Annotated in this window: 17 protein-coding genes; 10 read left to right on the top strand and 7 right to left on the bottom strand. The window is 69.8% G+C overall.

The genetic code is table 11. The features are described 5' to 3' along the window. The first annotated feature begins 7 nt into the window (after positions 1-7). Positions 8-1,042 carry an alcohol dehydrogenase catalytic domain-containing protein gene (locus ACT3T9_RS01180; protein WP_441443441.1) on the top strand — a complete coding sequence of 345 codons (1,035 nt, stop codon included), beginning with the start codon at positions 8-10 and terminating at the stop codon, positions 1,040-1,042. Positions 1,043-1,176: 134 nt separating this feature from the next. Further along, positions 1,177-2,172, top strand: coding sequence for an RNase H family protein (locus tag ACT3T9_RS01175; RefSeq protein ID WP_441443440.1), 996 nt, complete (start codon positions 1,177-1,179; stop codon positions 2,170-2,172). Positions 2,173-2,217: 45 nt separating this feature from the next. On the opposite strand, the gene ACT3T9_RS01170 is transcribed toward ACT3T9_RS01175, so the two are convergent. Further along, entirely contained in the window at positions 2,218-4,215 is a 1,998-nt protein-coding gene (locus ACT3T9_RS01170; RefSeq protein ID WP_442331976.1) for an HNH endonuclease, read from the bottom strand. Between the two features lie 581 nt (positions 4,216-4,796). Here ACT3T9_RS01170 and ACT3T9_RS01165 point away from each other — a divergent pair. The 7 genes from ACT3T9_RS01165 to ACT3T9_RS01135 all read left to right on the top strand — a co-directional run bounded on the left by ACT3T9_RS01165 (position 4,797) and on the right by ACT3T9_RS01135 (position 10,575). Further along, complete coding sequence (locus tag ACT3T9_RS01165; protein ID WP_442331977.1) at positions 4,797-5,174, top strand: GntR family transcriptional regulator; 378 nt, start codon at positions 4,797-4,799, stop codon at positions 5,172-5,174. After that, a complete protein-coding gene (locus ACT3T9_RS01160) occupies positions 5,171-6,097 on the top strand; it encodes an ATP-binding cassette domain-containing protein (protein WP_444605779.1) in 927 nt (308 codons plus the stop codon). Before ACT3T9_RS01165 ends, ACT3T9_RS01160 begins: the two co-directional genes overlap by 4 nt. Further along, entirely contained in the window at positions 6,094-6,855 is a 762-nt protein-coding gene (locus ACT3T9_RS01155) for a hypothetical protein (protein WP_441443436.1), read from the top strand. The genes ACT3T9_RS01160 and ACT3T9_RS01155 overlap by 4 nt, the downstream gene beginning before the upstream one ends. Further along, positions 6,852-7,817 (top strand): ABC transporter ATP-binding protein, encoded by a 966-nt coding sequence (locus ACT3T9_RS01150; RefSeq protein WP_444599048.1) that lies wholly within the window; start codon positions 6,852-6,854, stop codon positions 7,815-7,817. Before ACT3T9_RS01155 ends, ACT3T9_RS01150 begins: the two co-directional genes overlap by 4 nt. Beyond that, complete coding sequence (locus ACT3T9_RS01145) at positions 7,814-8,599, top strand: hypothetical protein (RefSeq protein WP_442331980.1); 786 nt, start codon at positions 7,814-7,816, stop codon at positions 8,597-8,599. Before ACT3T9_RS01150 ends, ACT3T9_RS01145 begins: the two co-directional genes overlap by 4 nt. 102 nt (positions 8,600-8,701) lie before the next feature. Continuing rightward, positions 8,702-10,021 (top strand): DUF418 domain-containing protein, encoded by a 1,320-nt coding sequence (locus ACT3T9_RS01140; protein ID WP_441443433.1) that lies wholly within the window; start codon positions 8,702-8,704, stop codon positions 10,019-10,021. After that, positions 10,018-10,575 carry a DUF4031 domain-containing protein gene (locus tag ACT3T9_RS01135; protein WP_441443432.1) on the top strand — a complete coding sequence of 186 codons (558 nt, stop codon included), beginning with the start codon at positions 10,018-10,020 and terminating at the stop codon, positions 10,573-10,575. The genes ACT3T9_RS01140 and ACT3T9_RS01135 overlap by 4 nt, the downstream gene beginning before the upstream one ends. Before the next feature lie 111 nt (positions 10,576-10,686). Here the strand turns inward: ACT3T9_RS01135 and ACT3T9_RS01130 are convergent, their stop codons facing one another. From ACT3T9_RS01130 to ACT3T9_RS01105, 6 genes are all read right to left on the bottom strand, one after another. After that, a complete protein-coding gene (locus ACT3T9_RS01130; RefSeq protein ID WP_441443431.1) occupies positions 10,687-12,267 on the bottom strand; it encodes an ATP-binding protein in 1,581 nt (526 codons plus the stop codon). A gap of 3 nt (positions 12,268-12,270) precedes the next feature. After that, a complete protein-coding gene (locus ACT3T9_RS01125) occupies positions 12,271-12,990 on the bottom strand; it encodes a response regulator transcription factor (protein ID WP_441443430.1) in 720 nt (239 codons plus the stop codon). Between the two features lie 54 nt (positions 12,991-13,044). Then, a complete protein-coding gene (locus ACT3T9_RS01120) occupies positions 13,045-13,512 on the bottom strand; it encodes a LapA family protein (RefSeq protein ID WP_444605778.1) in 468 nt (155 codons plus the stop codon). Positions 13,513-13,622: 110 nt separating this feature from the next. Further along, positions 13,623-15,278 (bottom strand): DNA repair helicase XPB, encoded by a 1,656-nt coding sequence (locus tag ACT3T9_RS01115; protein WP_442331982.1) that lies wholly within the window; start codon positions 15,276-15,278, stop codon positions 13,623-13,625. Between the two features lie 39 nt (positions 15,279-15,317). After that, the gene (locus ACT3T9_RS01110) at positions 15,318-16,001 is read right to left on the bottom strand and encodes a hypothetical protein (protein WP_441443427.1); all 684 of its coding nucleotides are present in this window, start codon (positions 15,999-16,001) and stop codon (positions 15,318-15,320) included. 224 nt (positions 16,002-16,225) lie between these two features. Further along, the gene (locus ACT3T9_RS01105) at positions 16,226-17,074 is read right to left on the bottom strand and encodes a hypothetical protein (RefSeq protein WP_441443426.1); all 849 of its coding nucleotides are present in this window, start codon (positions 17,072-17,074) and stop codon (positions 16,226-16,228) included. A 308-nt stretch (positions 17,075-17,382) separates the two neighbouring features. Between ACT3T9_RS01105 and gndA the strand changes: the two genes are divergently transcribed. Then, positions 17,383-18,843: an NADP-dependent phosphogluconate dehydrogenase gene (gene gndA, locus ACT3T9_RS01100; RefSeq protein WP_441443425.1), complete on the top strand. Its 1,461-nt coding sequence runs from the start codon at positions 17,383-17,385 to the stop codon at positions 18,841-18,843. Positions 18,844-18,974: the final 131 nt, after the last annotated feature.

Genomic DNA, 18,974 nt, shown 5'->3' with positions numbered 1-18,974 from the left:
GCACCCGATGAGAGCAGTCCGCTTCGAGACCTACCGAGGAACGCCCGAGCTGGTCGAGGTACCGAGCCCCGTCTGCCCGCCCCGCGGCGCAGTCGTCACCGTGCACGCCACCGGCGTGTGCCGCAGCGACTGGCACGCCTGGCAGGGACACGACGATTCCGTGCAGCTGCCGCACATCCCCGGCCATGAGTTCGCCGGCGTCGTCGCCGAAGTCGGGGAGGAGGTGACCCGCTTCGCGCCCGGTGACCGCGTCACCGCCCCCTTCATCCTCGCCTGCGGGCAGTGCGAGCAGTGCCTCGCGGGCGCCCCGCAGGTGTGTCCCCAGCAGCGCCAGCCCGGTTTCGACTTGCCGGGATCCTGGGCCGAGCAGGTGGTCGTGATCGAGGCCGACCACAACCTCGTCGCCCTTCCCGACGGGATCGACATGACCCTCGCCGCCGGGCTCGGCTGCCGGGTGGGCACCGCCCACCACGCTGTGCGTGCACAGGCCGACGTGCAGCCGGGGGAGCAGGTCGTCGTGTTCGGCTGCGGCGGGCTGGGCCTGGCCTGCGTGATGGTCGCGCTCGCCGCGGGCGCCGAGGTGGTCGCGGTCGACGTCTCGCCCCGCGCCCTTGCCGCTGCCGAGGCTCTCGGCGCCGCTGCGCTGACCTCGTCGCCGGACATCGCCGCCCGGGTGCGGGAGGTGACCGGTGGCGGCGCTCACGTCAGCCTCGATGCGCTCGGCTCCGCCGCGACCGCCCGCGCGGGGATCGAGTCACTGCGACCCCGCGGCCGGCACGTGCAGGTGGGGCTGCTGCTGGGGGAGGACGCCGACCCCGCCCTGCCGATCGGCCGCGTGATCGCCCAGGAGCTGCAGATCCTCGGCAGTCACGGCCTCGCCGTCGCCGAATACGGCGAGCTGCTCGCTGATGTTGCGAGCGGTCGACTGGATCTGGCAGGGACCGTCGGCCGTGTGATCGACGCCGCCGAGCTGCCGGCGGCGATGGTCGCGATGGACCAGCCGCCCACCACCCCGGGGATGACCGTCGCTCGCTGGCGCTGAGATGCCTGGGTGGGATGGATGCCCGGGCGGGAAGTGCGTCGCCCAGGCACTGCAGACCACGGCCGGGGTGAGGAACGCCGCGACCGGCCCCGCCGTGCCCGGCCGAACTCGCCTGCTGTGGAAGCATTGAGCGCATGACCATCACTGCAGCAGCCGACGGCTCCGCCCTCGGCAATCCCGGCCCGGCCGGCTGGGCCTGGTACATCGACGAGGACACCTGGCGTGCGGGCGGGTGGCCCCACGGCACCAACAACATGGGCGAGCTGAAGGCTGTGCTCGATCTGCTCGAGGCCACCGCCGTCGACGCCGACCAGCACCTGCACATCCTGTGCGACAGCCAGTACGTCATCAACTCGGTCACGAAGTGGATGCCGGGCTGGAAGCGCAAGGGCTGGCGCAAGAAGGACGGCAAGCCGGTGCTGAACGTCGAGCTGTTGAAGGACATCGACCGTGCCCTCGCCGGGCGCAGCGTCGAATTCGAATGGGTCAAGGGCCATTCCGGCCATGCCATGAACGAGGCTGCGGACAAGCGCGCCAACGCCGCCGCGACGGCTTTCCAGAGGAAGCAGGACCCGCAGGTGGGCCCCGGCTATCCCGGCGCGGATGCTGCGCCGTCAGCTCCAGCCGCCGCAAAGGTCTCTCCGGAGGCCGCCGCGGGCGCGCCCAGTGCCGCCGCCCCGGCTGATGACCTCTTCAGCCTCTTCGACGAACCCGCCGCCCAGCCGACCCCGGCGAGCTGCTCGACCGCATCCGAGGAGACGGTGCTGGTGGCCGACGCGCCCGGCGCGACCGACTTCGAGCAGATCACCGCACGCGAGCTCGCACTGCTCAGCGCGACGTTGCGCGCGGATCCGCCGAGCGCCGCCGAGCTGCTGCACCCGGACTTCAGCGAGGTCGGTGCGAGCGGGCGCCGCTACGACCGCGACGAGATTCTCGCCCACCTCGCACCCTTGGAGGCCATCGAGGCGGAAGAGTTCATCGCCGACGAGATCGCCCCCGGCGTGGTGCTCCTGCAGTACTCGACCCATGGGCAGGGCGACACCGTGCACCGCAGTTCGCTGTGGGTGCGCGAGAACGGTCGCTGGCTGCTGCGCCACCATCAGGGCACCCGCGCCAGCGCAGGTCGCTGAGTCGCACCTGCTCGTCACTGGAGCGCGAGGCTGGGACTCAGCGGCCTACGAGGTGGTCGGCGTCTCCGGCGGTTCCGACTCGTCGTCGGCATCGCCGCAATCGGGGTTGTCCGCTGAATTGTGGTCCTCGGAGTCGTCGTGCTTGGGCTCGTCGCCGCTGTGTTTCTCGGGCGGGGGACCGGGCCACGGCGTGAATTCAGATGGCGTGAGCTGTGACGGTGTGAACGAGGTGCCCATGGCCCCGTGCGGGCTGCTCCAGATCCAGGCTCGCGGCGGTGATGACGGGTCGGCGAGAGCTGTCCCGGAGTCGTCTGCCTCGGATCCTGTCTCGGTCTCGATCCCAGTCTCTGCCTCGGCCCCTGTCCCGGTCGCTGCACCCGTCTCGGTCGCAGGCCCATTCGCGTTGCCAGCCGCGGTCATGTCGGCGGCAGCGTGGGAACTGCTCAGCGGGCTGAGCACCCACAGGCCGAGCTCCTTGAGCAGATTGCAGCGCACGCACAGCCCCTGGCCGTTCGCATAGCTGGTGGGGCCGCCCTTGTGATGCGGGACGACGTGGTCGATGTGGCGGATCTTCGCATTGCACCAGGGGGTGCGGCAGGTCGTGTCGCGCCAGCGGATCATCCGGGCGAGACCGGCGGGGAATACCCGCGCCCGGGACTCCATCGCGATCAGATCGCCGGTGCGCGGACTTCGGTACAGCCGACGGTAGAAGGCCGAGACCACGTCATCGGGATGCTCGTCCTCATCGGCTCGAAGGTGACCTGGTGGCTGACCAAGCAGGGTGTCTCGGATGATGTGGGCGGGGATGGTGCCGTAGCCCTCGAGTTCAGCGGTCTCGGAGCCATCGTCCTGACCCAGCAGTGCGGTGTCGGAGATGACGATGCCGACGTCCAGGCCGGGACGGGTGCGGGGCATCCTCGGAGCCGCCTGCTCGGCGGCGTCAACCTCGGGGGCTGCGCCTGCCGCATGGGCTTCCTGGGCTTCTTGGGATTCCCGAGCCTCTTCAGGCTTTTCGGAAGCGCCGGGCTCGTGGACCGGATCGACAGGCTCTGCGCCCGGGTCGCTTGGGGTGATGTGCTGGTCGTCGGGTGTGACGTGCTGATCTCTGGGCTCGACGTGTTGATCGCCGGGCTCCTCGGCCTGCCCACCACGCAGCACGTCGTCGACCAGCAGATCCGCTTCCAGCGCGGGGACGGAGGCCTTGGCCCCTGCGACGCGCAGTGACTCGGCGCGGGTATTCAGGGAGTTCATCAGTCCGGCGGCGTCGACCCCTCGCAGTACGGCGGTCACCCTGGCCATCCCGTCAGCCAGGGGAGTCATCCGCACGTGCCGGGCGCGAGCGGCACGCTCCGCACGCTGGCGGGATGTCTCGGGCTCGAGTTGCTGAACCAGCTTCTGAGTGTCGCTTCGCAAGCGCTTGTATCCCTTGCCCTGCAGGAACTCGGGGTGCTCGCGGAGGTGGTCATCCACCCTGTGGCAGGTGTCCGCGTTGGCACCGTCAAGCGCACCAGAGACTGCGGAGGCCTGTTGATCAGTCATGGCACCGGCCCACAGACGCTCGATCGCACTGGGCATGTTCTGCGTCAGTCGGCGGGCCTTCGCCAGGGAGAACGAGGAGGTGGACGGCGAGATCCGGCGGGCGAGCGCGATCTCCTGCCCGGCGCCGCGGCCCTGCTTTGAGGACGGCACGCCCCGCGCGAGGTCATCGCGCCGGATCCGGTCCTCGGCGGCGACCTGCCAGGACGCATCGATCGCGGCGAGGGAGGCGCGCAGCTGATCGACGCCAGCGAGGACGGCGAGCGCTTCTTCGGCGCTCTCGGGGGCGGTATCCGGGAGCGAGTCGCGCACTGAGCGGGTGCGGGTGAACGCCATCAGGGTCGCGGCCAGGACCTGGGCGACGAGCGCGCGGGCCTCAGGACTGGTCTCGATTGCGCTGAACCGGCCCAGCACCTCCTCGAGGACATCTCCCGACGGCGGCGCCACGTCCCGGCGAGGGGTGTCCTCGCCGGGGTGGTCCCCGCGGCCCATCGGTGTCGATTCCATGCTTCCATCGTATGTAGATTCGAAAATGTCCGCTACCCCTGCAGGGAATCTGTGGATAGCCTCCAAGGTTGTGGACGGAATTGTGGATGAAATTGTGGATGGATGACCACTGTGGAGGAAAGGTTGGGGTGGGGGACGCGGTGAGGGGACGCTCGACCCTCAATTGTCATGGGAGCAGATGCGGCGTCTGTGCAGGTTGGAGCGTTACGCAGGGAGAGGTTCGGAATCTTGGGCGGCAGTGGCGTGCTGCTGACGAGAAAGCTGGACGGGCAGGAGGGTGTGCAGCTGAGGCATTCACGGGAATGTCTTCACGTAAAGCATCGATCGTGGCGTTCTGATTGGATCGAGAATGTCAAGACCTCCCGGAAAATGTGGATAAAGGCAGTTTGGTGCCGCCGGTGGCACCTCCGTGAGGGCGCAGTGCTGTCCGCGCGGGCGCGGTGCCGGGAGTCCTGGTCGGAGTTGCGGTGGCATGCCGCCCGCTTGGCATGCCGCTTGCTCGGAAGGGTTGACGTCCCCGTCCTCCAGCTGTCTATGCTGTGTATAGACAGTAGGTTCACTTTCAGTGGGGAGGGAGCGCGATGCACATCCCGATCGACCCCTCCGCCTCCGTGCCGATCTACGAGCAGATCCGGGAGGGCATCGCCACCGCGATCCTCACCGGCGCTCTCACCTCGGGGGACGCCCTCCCGTCGATCCGCGCGCTCGCCCGCGACCTGCGGGTCAGCGTCATCACCACCACGCGCGCCTACAACGAGCTGGTGGCGGACGGCCTGGTCGACGCGGTGCGCGGAAAGGGCGTGTTCGTGCGCGCCCAGGACAGCGATCAGCTGCGCCGCCGCGCACTGGAGCAGATCGACGAGGGCTTCGACCTGGCGCTCCGCGCTGCCCGCACCGCAGGGATCGAGGACCGGGAGCTGGCCGCCCGCCTCGCTCACCGTCTGGAGGAGTTTCAATGACTCAGCGTCCGAGCAATGCCGTCACGATCCGTGACCTGGAGGTGCGAATCCACTCAGGCGACCGCCCGTACACCGAAGACCTTCCGATCCTGCGCGGCCTGAACCTCGCAGTCCCGACGGGTCAGGTCACAGCTCTGGTCGGCGCCAACGGGGCGGGCAAGACCACCACCCTGCGCACGGTGACCGGCGCACTGGCGTTCACCACGGGAACCATCGAGGTGCTCGGAACAGCCCTCGGCCCCGCCCGGGTGCATCCCCCGCAGGGGGCGGCGAGCATGCCCGACATCTCGGCCCATCCGCGGCGCTGGACCCCGCAGCACGTGGCCAGACTGCGCCGCCGGGTGGTCCCCGGCTTCGACAGCTCCCACTTCGAGGAGCTCCTGACCACCTTCGGGGTCCCGCACCAGCGGGAGCTTCGCCGCCTCTCCCGTGGCCAGGCAACCCAGCTGGGGCTCGCCGCGGCCCTGGCTCAGGATCCGCAGCTGCTGATCCTGGACGAGCCCTTCGCCCATCTCGATCCGCTCGCACGGATGGAGCTGATCGAGGTGCTGCGCGACTTCATGGCCGAGAAGGAGCGCACGCTCCTGCTGGCCACCCACGACCTCGACGGCATGGAGCGCTTCGTCGACCAGCTCGTCGTCATCGCGCAGGGGCGCGATGTCCTCAGCGGGGAGGTGGAATCCCTGCGGGAGGAGTTCCTGCTGTGCGAGCTGGACCGCACCGACGCGGAGGCGGGGCCCGGTCAGCCGTTCATCGGGCCGACGACGACCGGTACCCGCACCCGGGCCCTGGTCGCCGTCGATGACGCCGTGGGGTTACCGACCAGCGCGTCCCTGCGCCGGCCCGACGTGAGCGAGATCGTCACGCATGTGCTCCGCGCTGCGCGGACCGATGCCCCCACCCTGAGGAGGACTCACCGATGAGCACCACCACCGCTGCACGCACTCCCCGCGGACTGCCCACCGATAAACGGCCGACGGGCCTCATCCTTCACACCGAGCTGCGGCTGAATGCCGGCCGCGTGGCCCTCACACTCCTCCTCTGCGCGCTCGCGCTGCTCTGCGCGGTGCTCGCCACCGACCAGTACGCCGGCCTGCTGACCCTCTGGGCGGCTCTGGGCTGGTACCGCTACGGCCGGGCCGACACCATCGAGCGCGACGAGCTGAGAGCCAGCCTCGGGCTCAGCCGTGCGGACCGGGTGCGCGGTCGACTGGCGCTGATCGGCGTGGAGCATGCCGCGGTGGTCGTGACTGTGGCCGTTGGTGCGGTGATCTCGGTGCTCCTGGGCCGTGAGACGGCAGGGGGAGCCGCGCCTTTCTCCTTCACCGGTGACCCTGGCGCACCGCAGCTCCCGATCATCCTGGTCGGGGCGCTGCTCTCCCTGGCCGCCCTGGTGGCGACCGGGATCGTCGTCGGCGGCGAGTGCACGATGCGACGGCCCGGGCGGAGCATGGCCGTGCTCAGCATCCTGATCTACTTCCTCGCCGGAGTGGTGCTGGCGATCCCGATTGCGCTGGTGGAGATCGTGCTGCGGTTCGATCTCTGGTCCGGCCCTGGCGGGATGGTGATCGTCGGAGTGGTGCTGGCGGTGCTGCTCGCCGTGCTCCTGCTCCGCTTGCGGAGCTCAGCGCGCCGCTGGATCCGTGGCCTCGACTCCGGTCGACCGGGAACGGTGAGATGACCGTGCCCCTCGGCATGCCTCTCGACCTGCCCGCTGCGGGCCCCGCAGTCGCCGCGATCACGGTCCGTGCTCTCGATGTCCACCTGCCCGATGCGCAGCGATGGACCCGGCCGCTGCGTCACGTGCTGCGCGGTGTCACCTTCGGGGTGCCGAGCGGCCAGGTCACCGCGCTGGTCGGCACCAACGGCGCCGGCAAGACCACCCTGCTGCGCACAGTGTCCGGAGCGCTGGCGCCCAGCTCCGGCACGATCGAAGTGCTGGGAGCACCCCTCGGGGGCGCAGAGGACGCCCTGCCCGCCGGGGTCGGCGTCGTCCCCGACGCCCCTTTCCAGCCGGATCATTGGACGGCCGACGATCTGGTGCTCGCCCAGCGCCGCGTCGAGCCCTCCTACGACGCCCGCCTCACCGGCGACCTGCTGCGTCGCGCGGGAATCGATCCTGGTGCCCAGCTGCGCCGGCTCTCGGCCGGACAGCGGACCCGGCTGCTGCTCGCCGTCGCACTCGGCATCCGCCCCGATCTGCTCCTGCTCGACGAGCCCTTCGCGCGGCTCGACCCGCTGGCCCGCACCGACGTGCTCGACGAACTGCGGGAGCACCAGGCCGGGGGAGAGGACCGCACGATCCTGCTGTCCACCCATGACCTCGGCGAGATCGAACGGTTCGTGGACCACCTGGTGCTGCTGCATGAGGGTCGTGTCGTGCTCGAGGGCTCCGTGATCGATCTGATCGAGGAGCATCTGGTCGCCACGACCACCAGCGCCACAGCCAGCGCCACCGCCGCGACCTCGCCTCACCATCTGGGTGAGCACGCCGCGGTGCTGCGAGGTCCGCGCCGCAGCGGGGACCAGCTCGAAGCGCTGGTGCGCGCAGAGGACGCAGTGGGGCTGGAAGGGCTCACGGATCTGCGCCGCCCCACGCTCCAGGACGTCCTCACCTTCACCCTCCGGGAGGTCTCACGATGACCGGCACCGCTGACTCGCGCACTGCCGCGCGATCCGCGCCGCGCCCCTTGACCTCGCTGGGACGGGCGCTCGGGCTGGAGTGGCAGCACCACCGCGGGCGGATCCTGCTCTACGCGCTGCTCGCGGCGGTGATCGTGCTGGTCGCCATCCTCGCCGAACTCCGCCTCGGCGTGGTCGCGATCCTGCTCGCCGCGCGCCTGCCCGCGGATCTCGCCGACGCCTCCGAGGACGGCAGATACCAGCGCAGTGCGCTGGGGATCTCCCGCGCCGACGCCGTGCGCGCTCGCACCCTCATGATCTGCGGCGGGCAGCTGGTGCTCGCCCTCGGCGCCGTCGGCGCCATCTGCCTGACCCAGTGGCTCCCCGATGCGAGGCACTGGAGCAGCTTCGACATCCGGAGCACCGAACTCGGACCGCTGCCGATGACCTGGTGGGACCACCTCGTGGACATCGGGCTGTGGTCCGGGGCGATCCTGTGGACGCATGCACTCGTCGGCGGCCGCGCCATCCAACTCGGGGAGCGGCCCTCCAGGATCGGCGCACTTGCCCAGTTCATCGGAATCAGTCTGCTCGCCTGGCTCATGGTCGCCGGGAGCACGCTGCTGGCCAGCGTCGTCCTGATGAACCTGGAATCGGACGCGGCAGCCGCCCTCGGCGCGGCCGGCACCACCCGGTTCGTGGTCGCTGCCAGGGTCGGGCAGAGCCTCACTCTCGTGCTCACCTTCGGCGGCGGGGTCCTCGCTCTCCTGCTCGCGCAGCGTCGCTGGGTGCGCCGAGCCTGACTGGCGCTGCCGGGATCGGCCAGCACCCTGTGGGACCATGGCGCGCATGAGCACCAGCCCCGTCGGCAGCGCCGCACGCTCCCGGTCGCGGCGAGCGCGGTGATGACCTCCGTCCCCCTTGCACGCCGCGCCGGCGGGCCCGATCTCGCCCGCGGCCTCGCGCTGCTCGGCATCGCGCTGGCCAACACGGTGGGGTGGCTGCACGGCTCGCAGTGGACGGTGCTGCTGAAACAGCTCGACGCCACCGCGCTGGATCGTGCTGCGGACGTGCTCGTCGCACTGTTCGCCGACAACCGCGGATTCCCGCTGTTCGCGATGCTCTTCGGCTACGGCATCGGGATCCTCCACCGCCGCTCCCAGGAGCGCGGCGAGAGTGCGGGGCGCTTCGTGCTGCGCATGCTCCGTCGCCATCTGGTGCTGCTCCTGATCGGCCTCGCCCATGCGGTCCTGCTGTTCAGCGGTGACATCCTGGTCGGCTACGCGATCATCGGCATGTTCTGCACATTGCTGATCACCCGTCACCGCATGGTGATGCCGCTGGTCGCCGTGATCGCCCTGCCGGCGCTCGGCGTGTGGGGCTGGACCGATGGGACCATCGGGCTGAGCGGCGGCAGCGGATACGCCGCGGCCTCCGCCCCCGATTACCTCACCGGCCTCGCGCTGCGGGCCGAGGCGGCGCTGCGCAGCACCGCGCTCACCCCGCTCCTGGACCTCGGGCTGCTCACCCCGATGGCGCTCGGTGCGATTGCAGCCCGGCTGCGGCTGCTCGAGGAAGTACTCGCGAATCGTGACCTGCTGATCCCTCTGATGCGGTGGGGGCTGCTGGTCGGGGTGCTCGGCGCGATCCCGCTGACCCTCGCGCTGGTGCTGGATCCCGGTCACGCGCACCTGGACAGCGAGCTGCTGCTGGGCATCCTGGGCGTCGTGCACCAGTACTCGGGGATCGTGGGAGCCCTCGGTCTGGCCGCCGCCGCGGCGCTGCTGGTCGAGCACGTGCGACACCGCGGCGAGCAGGGGGTGGGGCGGGCCGAGCGGCTGCTGGGCTCGTCGATCCGTGGCATCGAGGCACTCGGTGCCGCCTCCCTGAGCGCCTATATCGGGCAGTCGATCGTGTTCCTGGCCCTGTTCCCGCCCTATGCCCTGGATCTCGGAGCGCGGCTCGGTACCGCCGGTGCGGCGGTGATCGTGCTGCTGACCTGGCTGGCGATGATCCTGCTGGCCGCTCTGCTGCGCAGCCACGGCCACCGCGGCCCGCTCGAAAGGCTGCTGCGCCTCCTGGCCGGTTCCGCCGCCCCGGCCCGACAGATCGCGACTCGACAGGGTGCGACCCGACAGGTCGCGACCCGACAGGGCGAACCCCGACGTGTCGAGCACCGACGAGTCGAGACTGCACCGGATCCTTGGAAGGGAGCACGCTCATGACCGTCTTCGCCGACACCCCGCGCTGGCCGCGCCACGGACTGCTGTGGGGCCATCTGATCTCGGACGCCTCGCTCGAGGAGCTGCACGAGATCGCCGCCCGGGCGGGCCTGCCTCCCCGCTCCTTCGACCTGGACCACTACGACTGGCCCACCTCCGCAGAGGGGGCGCTGCGGGAGGTCGGGGTGCAGTTCGTGGGCGATAGGGAGCTGACCCGGATCCTCATCTCGTCCGGGTTGCGGGTGAAGCTCCTGGACCGTCCTGCAGCCCGCGCCCGGCGCAGCGCCGCGCACGCCGCCGCTCTGGGCCTGGAGCGAGTCCCGCGGGACCTCATCGTGGGCCAGCTCGGGCACGTGGACCCGCTGCCGCCAGCGCGTGAAGCCGCCCGTGGCGCGTTCCGGATGACCAGGGAGGACCCGTCGGCCGCACCGCGCATCGAAGCCCATGACGACCACGCTCGCCGTGAGGCGATGGAGCTTCTGGAGCTGCTGGACCGGCTCGCGCGGGCTCGTGGGGAGGCCGCTTTCATCGGCCAGGTGCTCGAGGACGGGCGCTGACCCAGCCGCTCACCGCTCTGGCACCGCACCGCTCTGGCACCTCATCGTCCCGGGCTCCTCGGTGAGGAACCCGCGTCCCCGTGCCCCTCGGCGTTCAGGGCCTCTCGATGCTCAGGGCTCGTCCTGCTCCGGGGCCTCGCCGGGGCTCTCCGCGTTCAGCGCCCGCAGCTGATCCGGGCGCACCCGGGCCTCCGGCGAGATCTCGGTGCCCTGCACCTCGAGCCAGAAGGTGGCGCCGCCACCCTCGGTCTCGGACACCCCGATGGTGCCGCCGTGCTGCTGGACGATCGAGGCCGCGATCGCGAGCCCGAGCCCCGCCCCGCCGCCCTGCGTCGCCGAGCGCATCCGCGAGGCATCCGTGCGGTAGAAGCGCTCGAACACCTTCTCGCGCTGATCATCGTCGATGCCCTCGCCGTGGTCCCGGATCTCGATCCGCACCCGCTGCGGGGAGAGGTAGCCGACGGCGATCTCGACCGGGGAACCCTTGGGGGTGTGCCGGTTCGCATTGCCCACCAGGTTCAGGATCACCTGTCGCAGGGAGGCCTCGTCGCCGAGCACGCCGATGGACAGATGCGGCTGCACGGACAGCGGCGTTCCCGACAGCGAGGTCACCATCACCTGCCGACCGGGATCCAGCGCGCGCAGGTCCTGGGCCGCATCGAACAGGGCATCGGTGAAGTCCACCGGATCCAGGGCGAGCTCCGGCTTCTCGTCGAGCCGGGCCAGACGCAGCAGATTCTCCACCAGCGAGCCCATCCGCTTCGCCTCATCCTCAATGCGGCGCATCGCCGAGGCGACGTCCTCGTCCTTGGGGAGGGCACCCATCCGGTACAGCTCGCCGAAGCCGCGGATGGCTGCGAGCGGGGTGCGCAGCTCATGGGAAGCATCGCCTACGAAGCGACGCATCTTCGCCTCGGAGGCGGTGGCCCGCTCCTCGGAGGTCGACTGCGCGGCGAACGCCTGCTCGATCCGCACCAGCATCTCGTTCAGGGAGAAGGCCAGATCATGGACCTCGAGGCTGGTGCGGGTGACCGGAACCCGGCGGGAGAGGTCACCGCCGGCGATCTGGGAGGCGGTCGCCTCGACGTCGCGCAGCGGTTCGAGCGCCCGATGGGTCACATACCCGCCGAGGCCCATGCCCACCAGCACCACCATCGTCCCCACCAGCACGATGACCAGTGCCATCTCATGCATGGTGCGGTCCACACCGGTCAGCGGCAGCGCCACGTACACGCTGCCTCCGTCGGGTCCGGAGTTCAGCATCGCCACCACCCGCCACCGGTTCTCCGCGGAGTCCAGCACCGTGAAGGGGCGGCCGCCCTGCTGCAGGATCTGCTCCTCGCTCAGCGTCGGGAACGGGATGACGATGTCACCGGGGCCGTAGTAGACCACGGCTCCGTCGATGCGCCTCCCGTCCCGGTCCCGGATCTCGATCGCATATTCGACCGGGGTGTAGGTGCTGTTGCGGATCGCGTCGTCGTCCCCCTCCAGCTCCTGCTGGGCCAAGGCGAGCATCTCGCCCATGCCTGCCTGCAGGTTGCTGTCGACGGACTGGATCAAAGTGCGGTTCAGCAGGAACAGGGAGAGGCTCCCGGTGACGACCGTGCCGAGCACCAGCAGCGCCGAGATGAGGGCGACGATCCGGGTCCACAGGGACACGGGCCGTTCGGCGCGCAGGGTCGGCAGCGCCACGCCTCAGGAGCCTTCGGGGGCTCGCAGGACGTAGCCGATGCCGCGCTTGGTGTGGATCATCGGGTCGCCGATGACGTCGACTTTGCGGCGCAGGTAGGAGATGTAGGACTCCACGATCCCCACCTCGCCGGACCAGTCGTAGTCCCAGACGTGGTCGAGGATCTGGGTCTTGGAGACCACCCGGCCGGCGTTGAGCATCAGGTAGCGCAGCAGCTTGAACTCGGTGGGGGACAGCTCGATGTTCACGTCCCCGCGGTGGACCTCGTGGGAGTCCTCGTCCAGGCGCAGATCCGCGACCACCAGCGAGCTGTCCACGGTGGGCTCGGAGCCGCCGTGGGTGCGGCGCAGCACCGCACGGATGCGGGCCACGACCTCTTCGAGGCTGAAGGGCTTGGTGACGTAGTCGTCGCCGCCGACGGTGAGGCCGGTGACCTTGTCCTGGGTCTCGTCCTTCGCAGTGAGGAAGAGGATCGGGTACTGCTCACCACGGTCGCGCAAGCGCCGGGTGACGGTGAAACCGTCCATGTCCGGCAGCATCACGTCGAGCACCACCAGGTCGGGCTGATGCTCGGTGGCCTCGCGGATCGCCTCATTGCCGGTCGAGGCGGTGAACACCTCGAAGCCGGCGAAACGGAGTGAGGTCGCGAGCAGGTCGCGGATGTTGGGTTCGTCGTCGACCACGAGCAGGCGTGCTTCGTAGTCCTGTTCTTCGCTCGTCGTCATGGGACCACCGTCCTCCTCGACCTTGGGAATCGGCTGGATGTCAGCTGAACGGGCTCAGCGGGTGGCGCGGTGGATCTTGTCCTGCTGCTTGCGCAGCCTCCGGATCGTCCAGCTCATCTGGACCATCCGCACCGAGCCGACCAGCGCCATCACCAGCGCGCCGGCGATCGCCGCGAGCAGCATCGCCACTCCGAGGGGCAGATCGAACTCTGCGCCGAAGTACCGGAAGCCGGCGGTGACGTTGTTCTGGATCACGAAGATCAGCAGCAGCACCAGGATGATCGCGCCGAGGATCAGCCCGATCCACATGCCGGCGGTCTTCCCGCCGCTGCCGACGGGTTCGAGCTCGGGGGCGGGTTCCTGGGAGACGGGCCGCTCAGCGGCGCGACGCCCGGTGGTCGAGCGTTCGGTGCCCGCGACGGTCTCACCCGCGGTGCTGTCGGTCGGGCCGGAGGTCGGGGAGACGGGACGGGGTGCGCCGTCGTGACCGGTGGGACGGAGGGAATCGTCGGATGAGGTCATTGTCGATCTCCTGGGGGGAGGGCCGACGGAGCGCCGGCGGTTGGGATGCGTCCCCACTCTATCCAGCTAGCGGCCTGCCCGCCGGTCAGCGCCGGTGGGTCCCGGACGGCTCAGTCCGCCTCCGCAGCAGCCTCGAGGTCGTCGGCGTCCATGATCGTGTACGCATAGCCCTGCTCGGCGAGGAACCGTTGACGGTGGGCGGCATAGTCCTGATCCTGGGTGTCGCGCATGACCACGGTGTAGAAGTGCGCGGTGCGGCCGTCCGCCTTCGGGCGGAGGAGGCGGCCCAGTCGCTGCGCCTCCTCCTGGCGGGAGCCGAAGGCGCCGGAGACCTGCACCGCGACGGAGGCCTCCGGCAGGTCGATCGAGAAGTTCGCGACCTTCGAGACGACCAAACGGTCGATCTGACCGGTGCGGAAGGCGTCGAACAGTTCCTGGCGGCGCTTGACCGGGGTCTGGCCGGTGATGAGGTCGGCGTCCAGGCGTTCGGCGATCTCCTCGAGCTGGTCGATGAACTGCCCGATCACGAGCATCGGCTCGCCCGGGTGACGGGAGGCGATCTTCTGCACCACGTCGATCTTCGCGCCATGGGCGGCGCTCAGTCGGGGGCGGTCCGCGGCTTCGGCCATGGCGTAGGCCATCCTGTCCGAGGCCGGCATCGTCACCCGCACCTCGGTGCAGTCCGCCGGGGCGATATAGCCCTGGGACTCGATGTCCTTCCAGGGGGCGTCATAGCGCTTGGGGCCGATCAGGGAGAACACCTCACCCTCCCGGCCGTCCTCGCGCACCAGCGTCGCGGTGAGCCCCAGCCGGCGCCTGGCCTGCAGGTCCGCCGTCATCCGGAAGACAGGCGCCGGCAGCAGGTGCACCTCGTCGTAGATGATCAGACCCCAGTCACGGGCGCTCATCAGCTCCAGATGCGGGTGGATCCCCTTCCGCTTCAGGGTCAGCACCTGGTAGGTCGCGATCGTCACCGGGCGCACCTCCTTGGCGGCCCCCGAGTACTCACCGATCTCGTCCTCGGTCAGCGTGGTGCGGCGCAGCAGCTCGTCCTTCCACTGACGGGCCGAGACCGTCGAAGTCACCAGGATCAGCGTGGTGCGCTGCATCGAGGCCATCGCCCCGGCGCCGACGAGGGTCTTTCCGGCGCCGCAGGGCAGCACCACCACACCGCTGCCGCCATGGCGAAAGCCGTCCACCGCCTCCTCCTGGTAGGGGCGCAGCTGCCAGTCCTCCTCCCGCAGGGAGATCGGGTGGGCCTCGCCGTCGACATAGCCGGCATGATCCTCGGCCGGCCAGCCGAGCTTCAGCAGCGCCTGCTTGAGGGCGCCCCGCTCCGAAGGGTGGACCACCATCGTGGTCTCATCGAGACGGGCGCCGAGCATCCCCTGGATCCGCGTGGTCCGTGAGACCTCTTCGAGCACCGCCCGATCCAGTGCGTGCAGCACCAGTCCGTGGACGGGATCCGAGCGGAGCTGGAGCCTGCCGTAGCGGTCCATCGTGTCCGCCACGTCGATCAGCAGCGAGTGCGGGACCGGGTAGCGGGAGTGGTCCACGAGCGCGGCGACCACCGATTCGGCGTCATAGCCTGCGGCGCGCGCGTTCCACAGTCCCAGATCCGTGATCCGGTAGGTGTGCACATGCTCCGGGGCGCGCTCGAGCTCCGCGAAGGCGGCGATCGCGATGCGGGCGGTCTGCGCCTGCGGATGGTCGACCTCGAGCAGGAGGGACTTGTCGCTCTGGACGATGAGGGGGCCGTCGGTCATCACAAGAGGCTACGCCGGAACTCGAGCTGCGCCGGGGTCTCAGACAGAAGCGGGCTCGACGAGCGCGTTGCCCGTGACCCGCTGGTGCACGCCGAGCACCAGCAGCTGCATGACCGGGATCACGGCCACCGCGAGGATCGGGATGATCATGGTCAGGCAGATCGCGAACGCGAGCAGCATGGTGACGACGACTGTTCCGACGTTCTTCGTCACGAGGCGCACGCTGGCGGAGATCGCCTCGCCGAACCCTGCTCCCCGGGCCGCCTCGACGGTGGCGAAGTAGAGCAGAACGGAGACGACGATCGCCGGGACGTAGAACACGAAGCTCACGCCCTGCGCGAGCTGTCCCAGCACCGCGCTGAGGAGCGCGACCACGAAGGCCACGGCGATGGTGGTCCCCGTGCCGACGAAGCCCTCCTTGATCGTCGGGCGGCGGCCGGCGAGGACTGCGGTGCCGGCGTGGAGGATGCCCGAGACCCACAGCGCGCTCACGAGCGCCACGACGAGCGAGATGAGCACGCTGCCGACGCTGAACGCCGGTGCCTCAGTGGCGTATCCCGGCGTTCCACCGCTGCGTTGCAGCGCGATCGAGAGCATGACGCTGAGGATCACGAAGGCGATGATCACGACGATGAGGATCACGGCATAGACCAGGGCCGGCACCAGGAAGGCGCCGAGATTGCGGGTGAAGGCGTTCCAGGCCCAGCGGATGCCGACGGCCACCGGCCCACCAGCGATCACCGGCGCGTTCGGCTGTGGGGAGGGCTGTGAGGAGAAGGAGGGGTCGGAAGACCCATGTTCGTGAGAGGACTGATCCGCGGGCTGGGAGGGGGAGGGCACGGAGTGCTGCCTTTCGAGGGGAGCGAGGTGAGGCCGGCAGGCCGCTCTCCCACCGTACGGGCCGATCAGGGCTCGGGGCTCGAAGCTCGGAATGTCTGAGTCCGAGCTCAGGGGCAGGCCTGGGCTCCGGCGCGGGCCGGCTCCGGCAGCTCATGGCCTCGCAGCCGCTCGTACATCCCGAGCTCGAAGAGCACGATGAACGGGGTCATCACCAGGATGCCCACCACAATCGTGGCTCCGATCGAGAGGATCACCGAGAGCACCAGGTACGCGACGATCGCGGTGCCGAGGTTCGCGCGCACCAGGGCATAGCTCTCCTTGAGCGCGGCCACCGGGGCGGCACCGCGGGCCGACGCCGGGATCGCGAACATGAACAGCACCGCGGCGATCAGCCCGGGAATGTAGAACAGGAGCATCCCCACCGCCACGATCAGGCCGTACAGCAGGGAGGTCAGGACGATGCGCCAGGGCCCCACGAGCGCCTGTCCGATGGTGGGCCGACCGCCCTGGAGGACGATCTCCGCGGCGCGACCGGACGCCGACTGCCACATCAGGCTGAACGGGATCAGGAGCACCATCGCGCCCAGCATGATCGCGTAGAACAGGACCAGCTCGACGACGGGGACGTAGTCCGAGGTCCACTGGTCGGTACGCGAGAACATCGCGGCGGTGGCACCGATCATCCCGCCGACGATGATCACGGTGTAGATCGCGCAGTAGATGAACCCCACGACCAGGTAGGACACCGGATTGCGCAGCAGCGCCGTGCCGGCGAAGCGCAGGGCCGCCCCGAGGTCCGCGGCGAGATCCGTCCCGGGCGCTGGACCCGCACCCGGACGCCTCCCGGCGCCTCCAGCTGCTGCCGGCGGCACCGTGGCGGAGCTGTCGATCCCGGGGGCGCCGTAGCTGTGGGGGCTGCGGGAGGGTGGTGCGGAGTACGGCGACGGGACGGTCATGGGGAGTGCTCTCTCTCGGGGCCGGTGAGGGCGGTGCAGGGCGGGGACCACGGTACGGGTGCGCAGGCTGTGCTCAAGGCCCGACAATGCCGGAGCGTGATCCCCGAGAGCGCTGCTGTCGGGGCCTGAGGGCCCCGAAAGGCGCTTCCCTCCGAGCTCTCCGGTCACGGCAAGCCCTGGCACTGCTGAGCACCTCCGGCGCAACTTCCCTAAGATGGGAGCTGATGGACCGGGACGCCCGACCTGTCGACGTCTCGTCGGCCGCGAGGTTCCGCCCGGCTCGACAGCACCCGACATGAGGAGAACCCATGGCTAGCTTCGCTCCGTCCCCCGCCGATGTGGCAGACATCGGCGTCACCGGAATGGCGGTGATGGGCTCCAACCTGGCGCGCAACTTCGCCCGCAACGGCTTCAAGGTGGCGCTCCACAACCGCAGCGTCGCCAAGACCGAGAAGGTCATGACCGATCACAGCGGCGACGGCGAGTTCTACCCCTCGGAGTCCATGGCGGACTTCGTCGCCTCCCTGCAGAAGCCGCGCGTCGCGCTCATCATGGTCAAGGCCGGCAAGCCCACCGACGCCGTGATCGACGAGCTCGCCTCGCTCATGGAGCCGGGCGACATCATCGTCGACGCCGGCAACGCCCTGTTCGGCGATACCCGCCGCCGCGAAGCCGCGCTGCGCGAGAAGGGCCTGCACTTCGTGGGCACCGGCGTCTCCGGTGGCGAGGAGGGCGCGCTGAACGGCCCCTCGATCATGCCCGGTGGCACCAAGGAGTCCTACGACCGCCTCGGCCCCATGTTCGAGAAGATCTCCGCGCATGTCGATGGCGCGCCGTGCTGCACCCACGTCGGCGCCGACGGTGCGGGCCACTTCGTGAAGATGGTCCACAACGGCATCGAGTATGCCGACATGCAGGTCATCTCCGAGGCCTACGACCTCATGTCCAAGGCCCTCGGCAAGAGCGCCTCCGAGATCGGTGACGTCTTCGCCGAGTGGAACAAGGGCGACCTGGAGTCGTTCCTCATCGAGATCACCGCCGAGGTGCTCCACCACACCGACGCCTCCTCCGGCAAGCCGTTCGTGGATGTCATCCTCGACCGCGCGGCCCAGAAGGGCACCGGCGCCTGGACCGTGCAGACGGCCCTGGACCTCGGCGTCCCGGTCACCGGCATCGCCGAAGCGACGTTCGCCCGCTCCGTCTCCGGCTCCACGCCGCAGCGTGAGGCCGGCCGCAAGGTGCTGCCCGCCGAGGCGCAGACCCTCGAGATCGCCGACCCCGCCCAGTTCATCGATGACCTGCAGAAGGCGCTCTACGCCGCGAAGCTGGTCTCCTACTCGCAGGGCTTCGACGAGATCGCCGCCGGTGCCGAGGAGTTCGGCTGGGACATCGACCTGGGTGCGATGGCCCGGATCTGGCGCGGTGGCTGCATCATCCGCGCCCGCTTCCTCAATCGCATCACCGAGGCGTACGAGCGCGACGCGAAGCTCCCGCTGCTGCTGGCGGACGAGTACTTCACCACCGAGATCGCCAAGTGCATCCCGGCTTGGCGCCGCATCGTGGCCTTCGCGGCCTCGACCGGCTACCCGGTGCCGGTGTTCTCCTCGACCCTGTCGTACTACGACGCGGTGCGCGCCGAGCGCCTCCCCGCCGCCCTGGTCCAGGCCCAGCGCGACTACTTCGGTGCGCACACCTACCAGCGCGTCGACGCCGAGGGCACCTTCCACGTGGAGTGGTCCGAGGATCGCCGCGAGACGAAGCAGGACTGATCGCGCAGGACTGATCGACGTACTGCGAGCTTGCGAGCGGTAGGAGCTCAGTCGATCTGACGCAGGACTGATCGACGTACTGCGAGCTTGCGAGCGGTAGGAGCTCAGTCGATCTGACGCAGGACTGATCG

Source organism: Brachybacterium sp. AOP29-B2-41, from assembly GCF_052378395.1.
Lineage (GTDB): Bacteria > Actinomycetota > Actinomycetes > Actinomycetales > Dermabacteraceae > Brachybacterium.
The sequence above is the reverse complement of the archived record's forward strand: the minus strand, read 5'-3'. Positions and strand labels throughout refer to the sequence as shown.

What these genes read in the sequence shown, in the direction of transcription:
- ACT3T9_RS01125 (WP_441443430.1), bottom strand. Translation starts at nt 12,990, where the DNA reads ATGACGACGAGCGAAGAACAGGACTACGAAGCACGCCTGCTCGTGGTC.
- ACT3T9_RS01160 (WP_444605779.1), top strand. Translation starts at nt 5,171, where the DNA reads ATGACTCAGCGTCCGAGCAATGCCGTCACGATCCGTGACCTGGAGGTG.
- ACT3T9_RS01135 (WP_441443432.1), top strand. Translation starts at nt 10,018, where the DNA reads ATGACCGTCTTCGCCGACACCCCGCGCTGGCCGCGCCACGGACTGCTG.
- ACT3T9_RS01170 (WP_442331976.1), bottom strand. Translation starts at nt 4,215, where the DNA reads ATGGAATCGACACCGATGGGCCGCGGGGACCACCCCGGCGAGGACACC.
- ACT3T9_RS01165 (WP_442331977.1), top strand. Translation starts at nt 4,797, where the DNA reads ATGCACATCCCGATCGACCCCTCCGCCTCCGTGCCGATCTACGAGCAG.
- ACT3T9_RS01180 (WP_441443441.1), top strand. Translation starts at nt 8, where the DNA reads ATGAGAGCAGTCCGCTTCGAGACCTACCGAGGAACGCCCGAGCTGGTC.
- ACT3T9_RS01175 (WP_441443440.1), top strand. Translation starts at nt 1,177, where the DNA reads ATGACCATCACTGCAGCAGCCGACGGCTCCGCCCTCGGCAATCCCGGC.
- ACT3T9_RS01120 (WP_444605778.1), bottom strand. Translation starts at nt 13,512, where the DNA reads ATGACCTCATCCGACGATTCCCTCCGTCCCACCGGTCACGACGGCGCA.
- ACT3T9_RS01105 (WP_441443426.1), bottom strand. Translation starts at nt 17,074, where the DNA reads ATGACCGTCCCGTCGCCGTACTCCGCACCACCCTCCCGCAGCCCCCAC.
- ACT3T9_RS01140 (WP_441443433.1), top strand. Translation starts at nt 8,702, where the DNA reads ATGACCTCCGTCCCCCTTGCACGCCGCGCCGGCGGGCCCGATCTCGCC.
- ACT3T9_RS01145 (WP_442331980.1), top strand. Translation starts at nt 7,814, where the DNA reads ATGACCGGCACCGCTGACTCGCGCACTGCCGCGCGATCCGCGCCGCGC.
- ACT3T9_RS01150 (WP_444599048.1), top strand. Translation starts at nt 6,852, where the DNA reads ATGACCGTGCCCCTCGGCATGCCTCTCGACCTGCCCGCTGCGGGCCCC.
- ACT3T9_RS01155 (WP_441443436.1), top strand. Translation starts at nt 6,094, where the DNA reads ATGAGCACCACCACCGCTGCACGCACTCCCCGCGGACTGCCCACCGAT.
- ACT3T9_RS01115 (WP_442331982.1), bottom strand. Translation starts at nt 15,278, where the DNA reads ATGACCGACGGCCCCCTCATCGTCCAGAGCGACAAGTCCCTCCTGCTC.
- gndA (WP_441443425.1), top strand. Translation starts at nt 17,383, where the DNA reads ATGGCTAGCTTCGCTCCGTCCCCCGCCGATGTGGCAGACATCGGCGTC.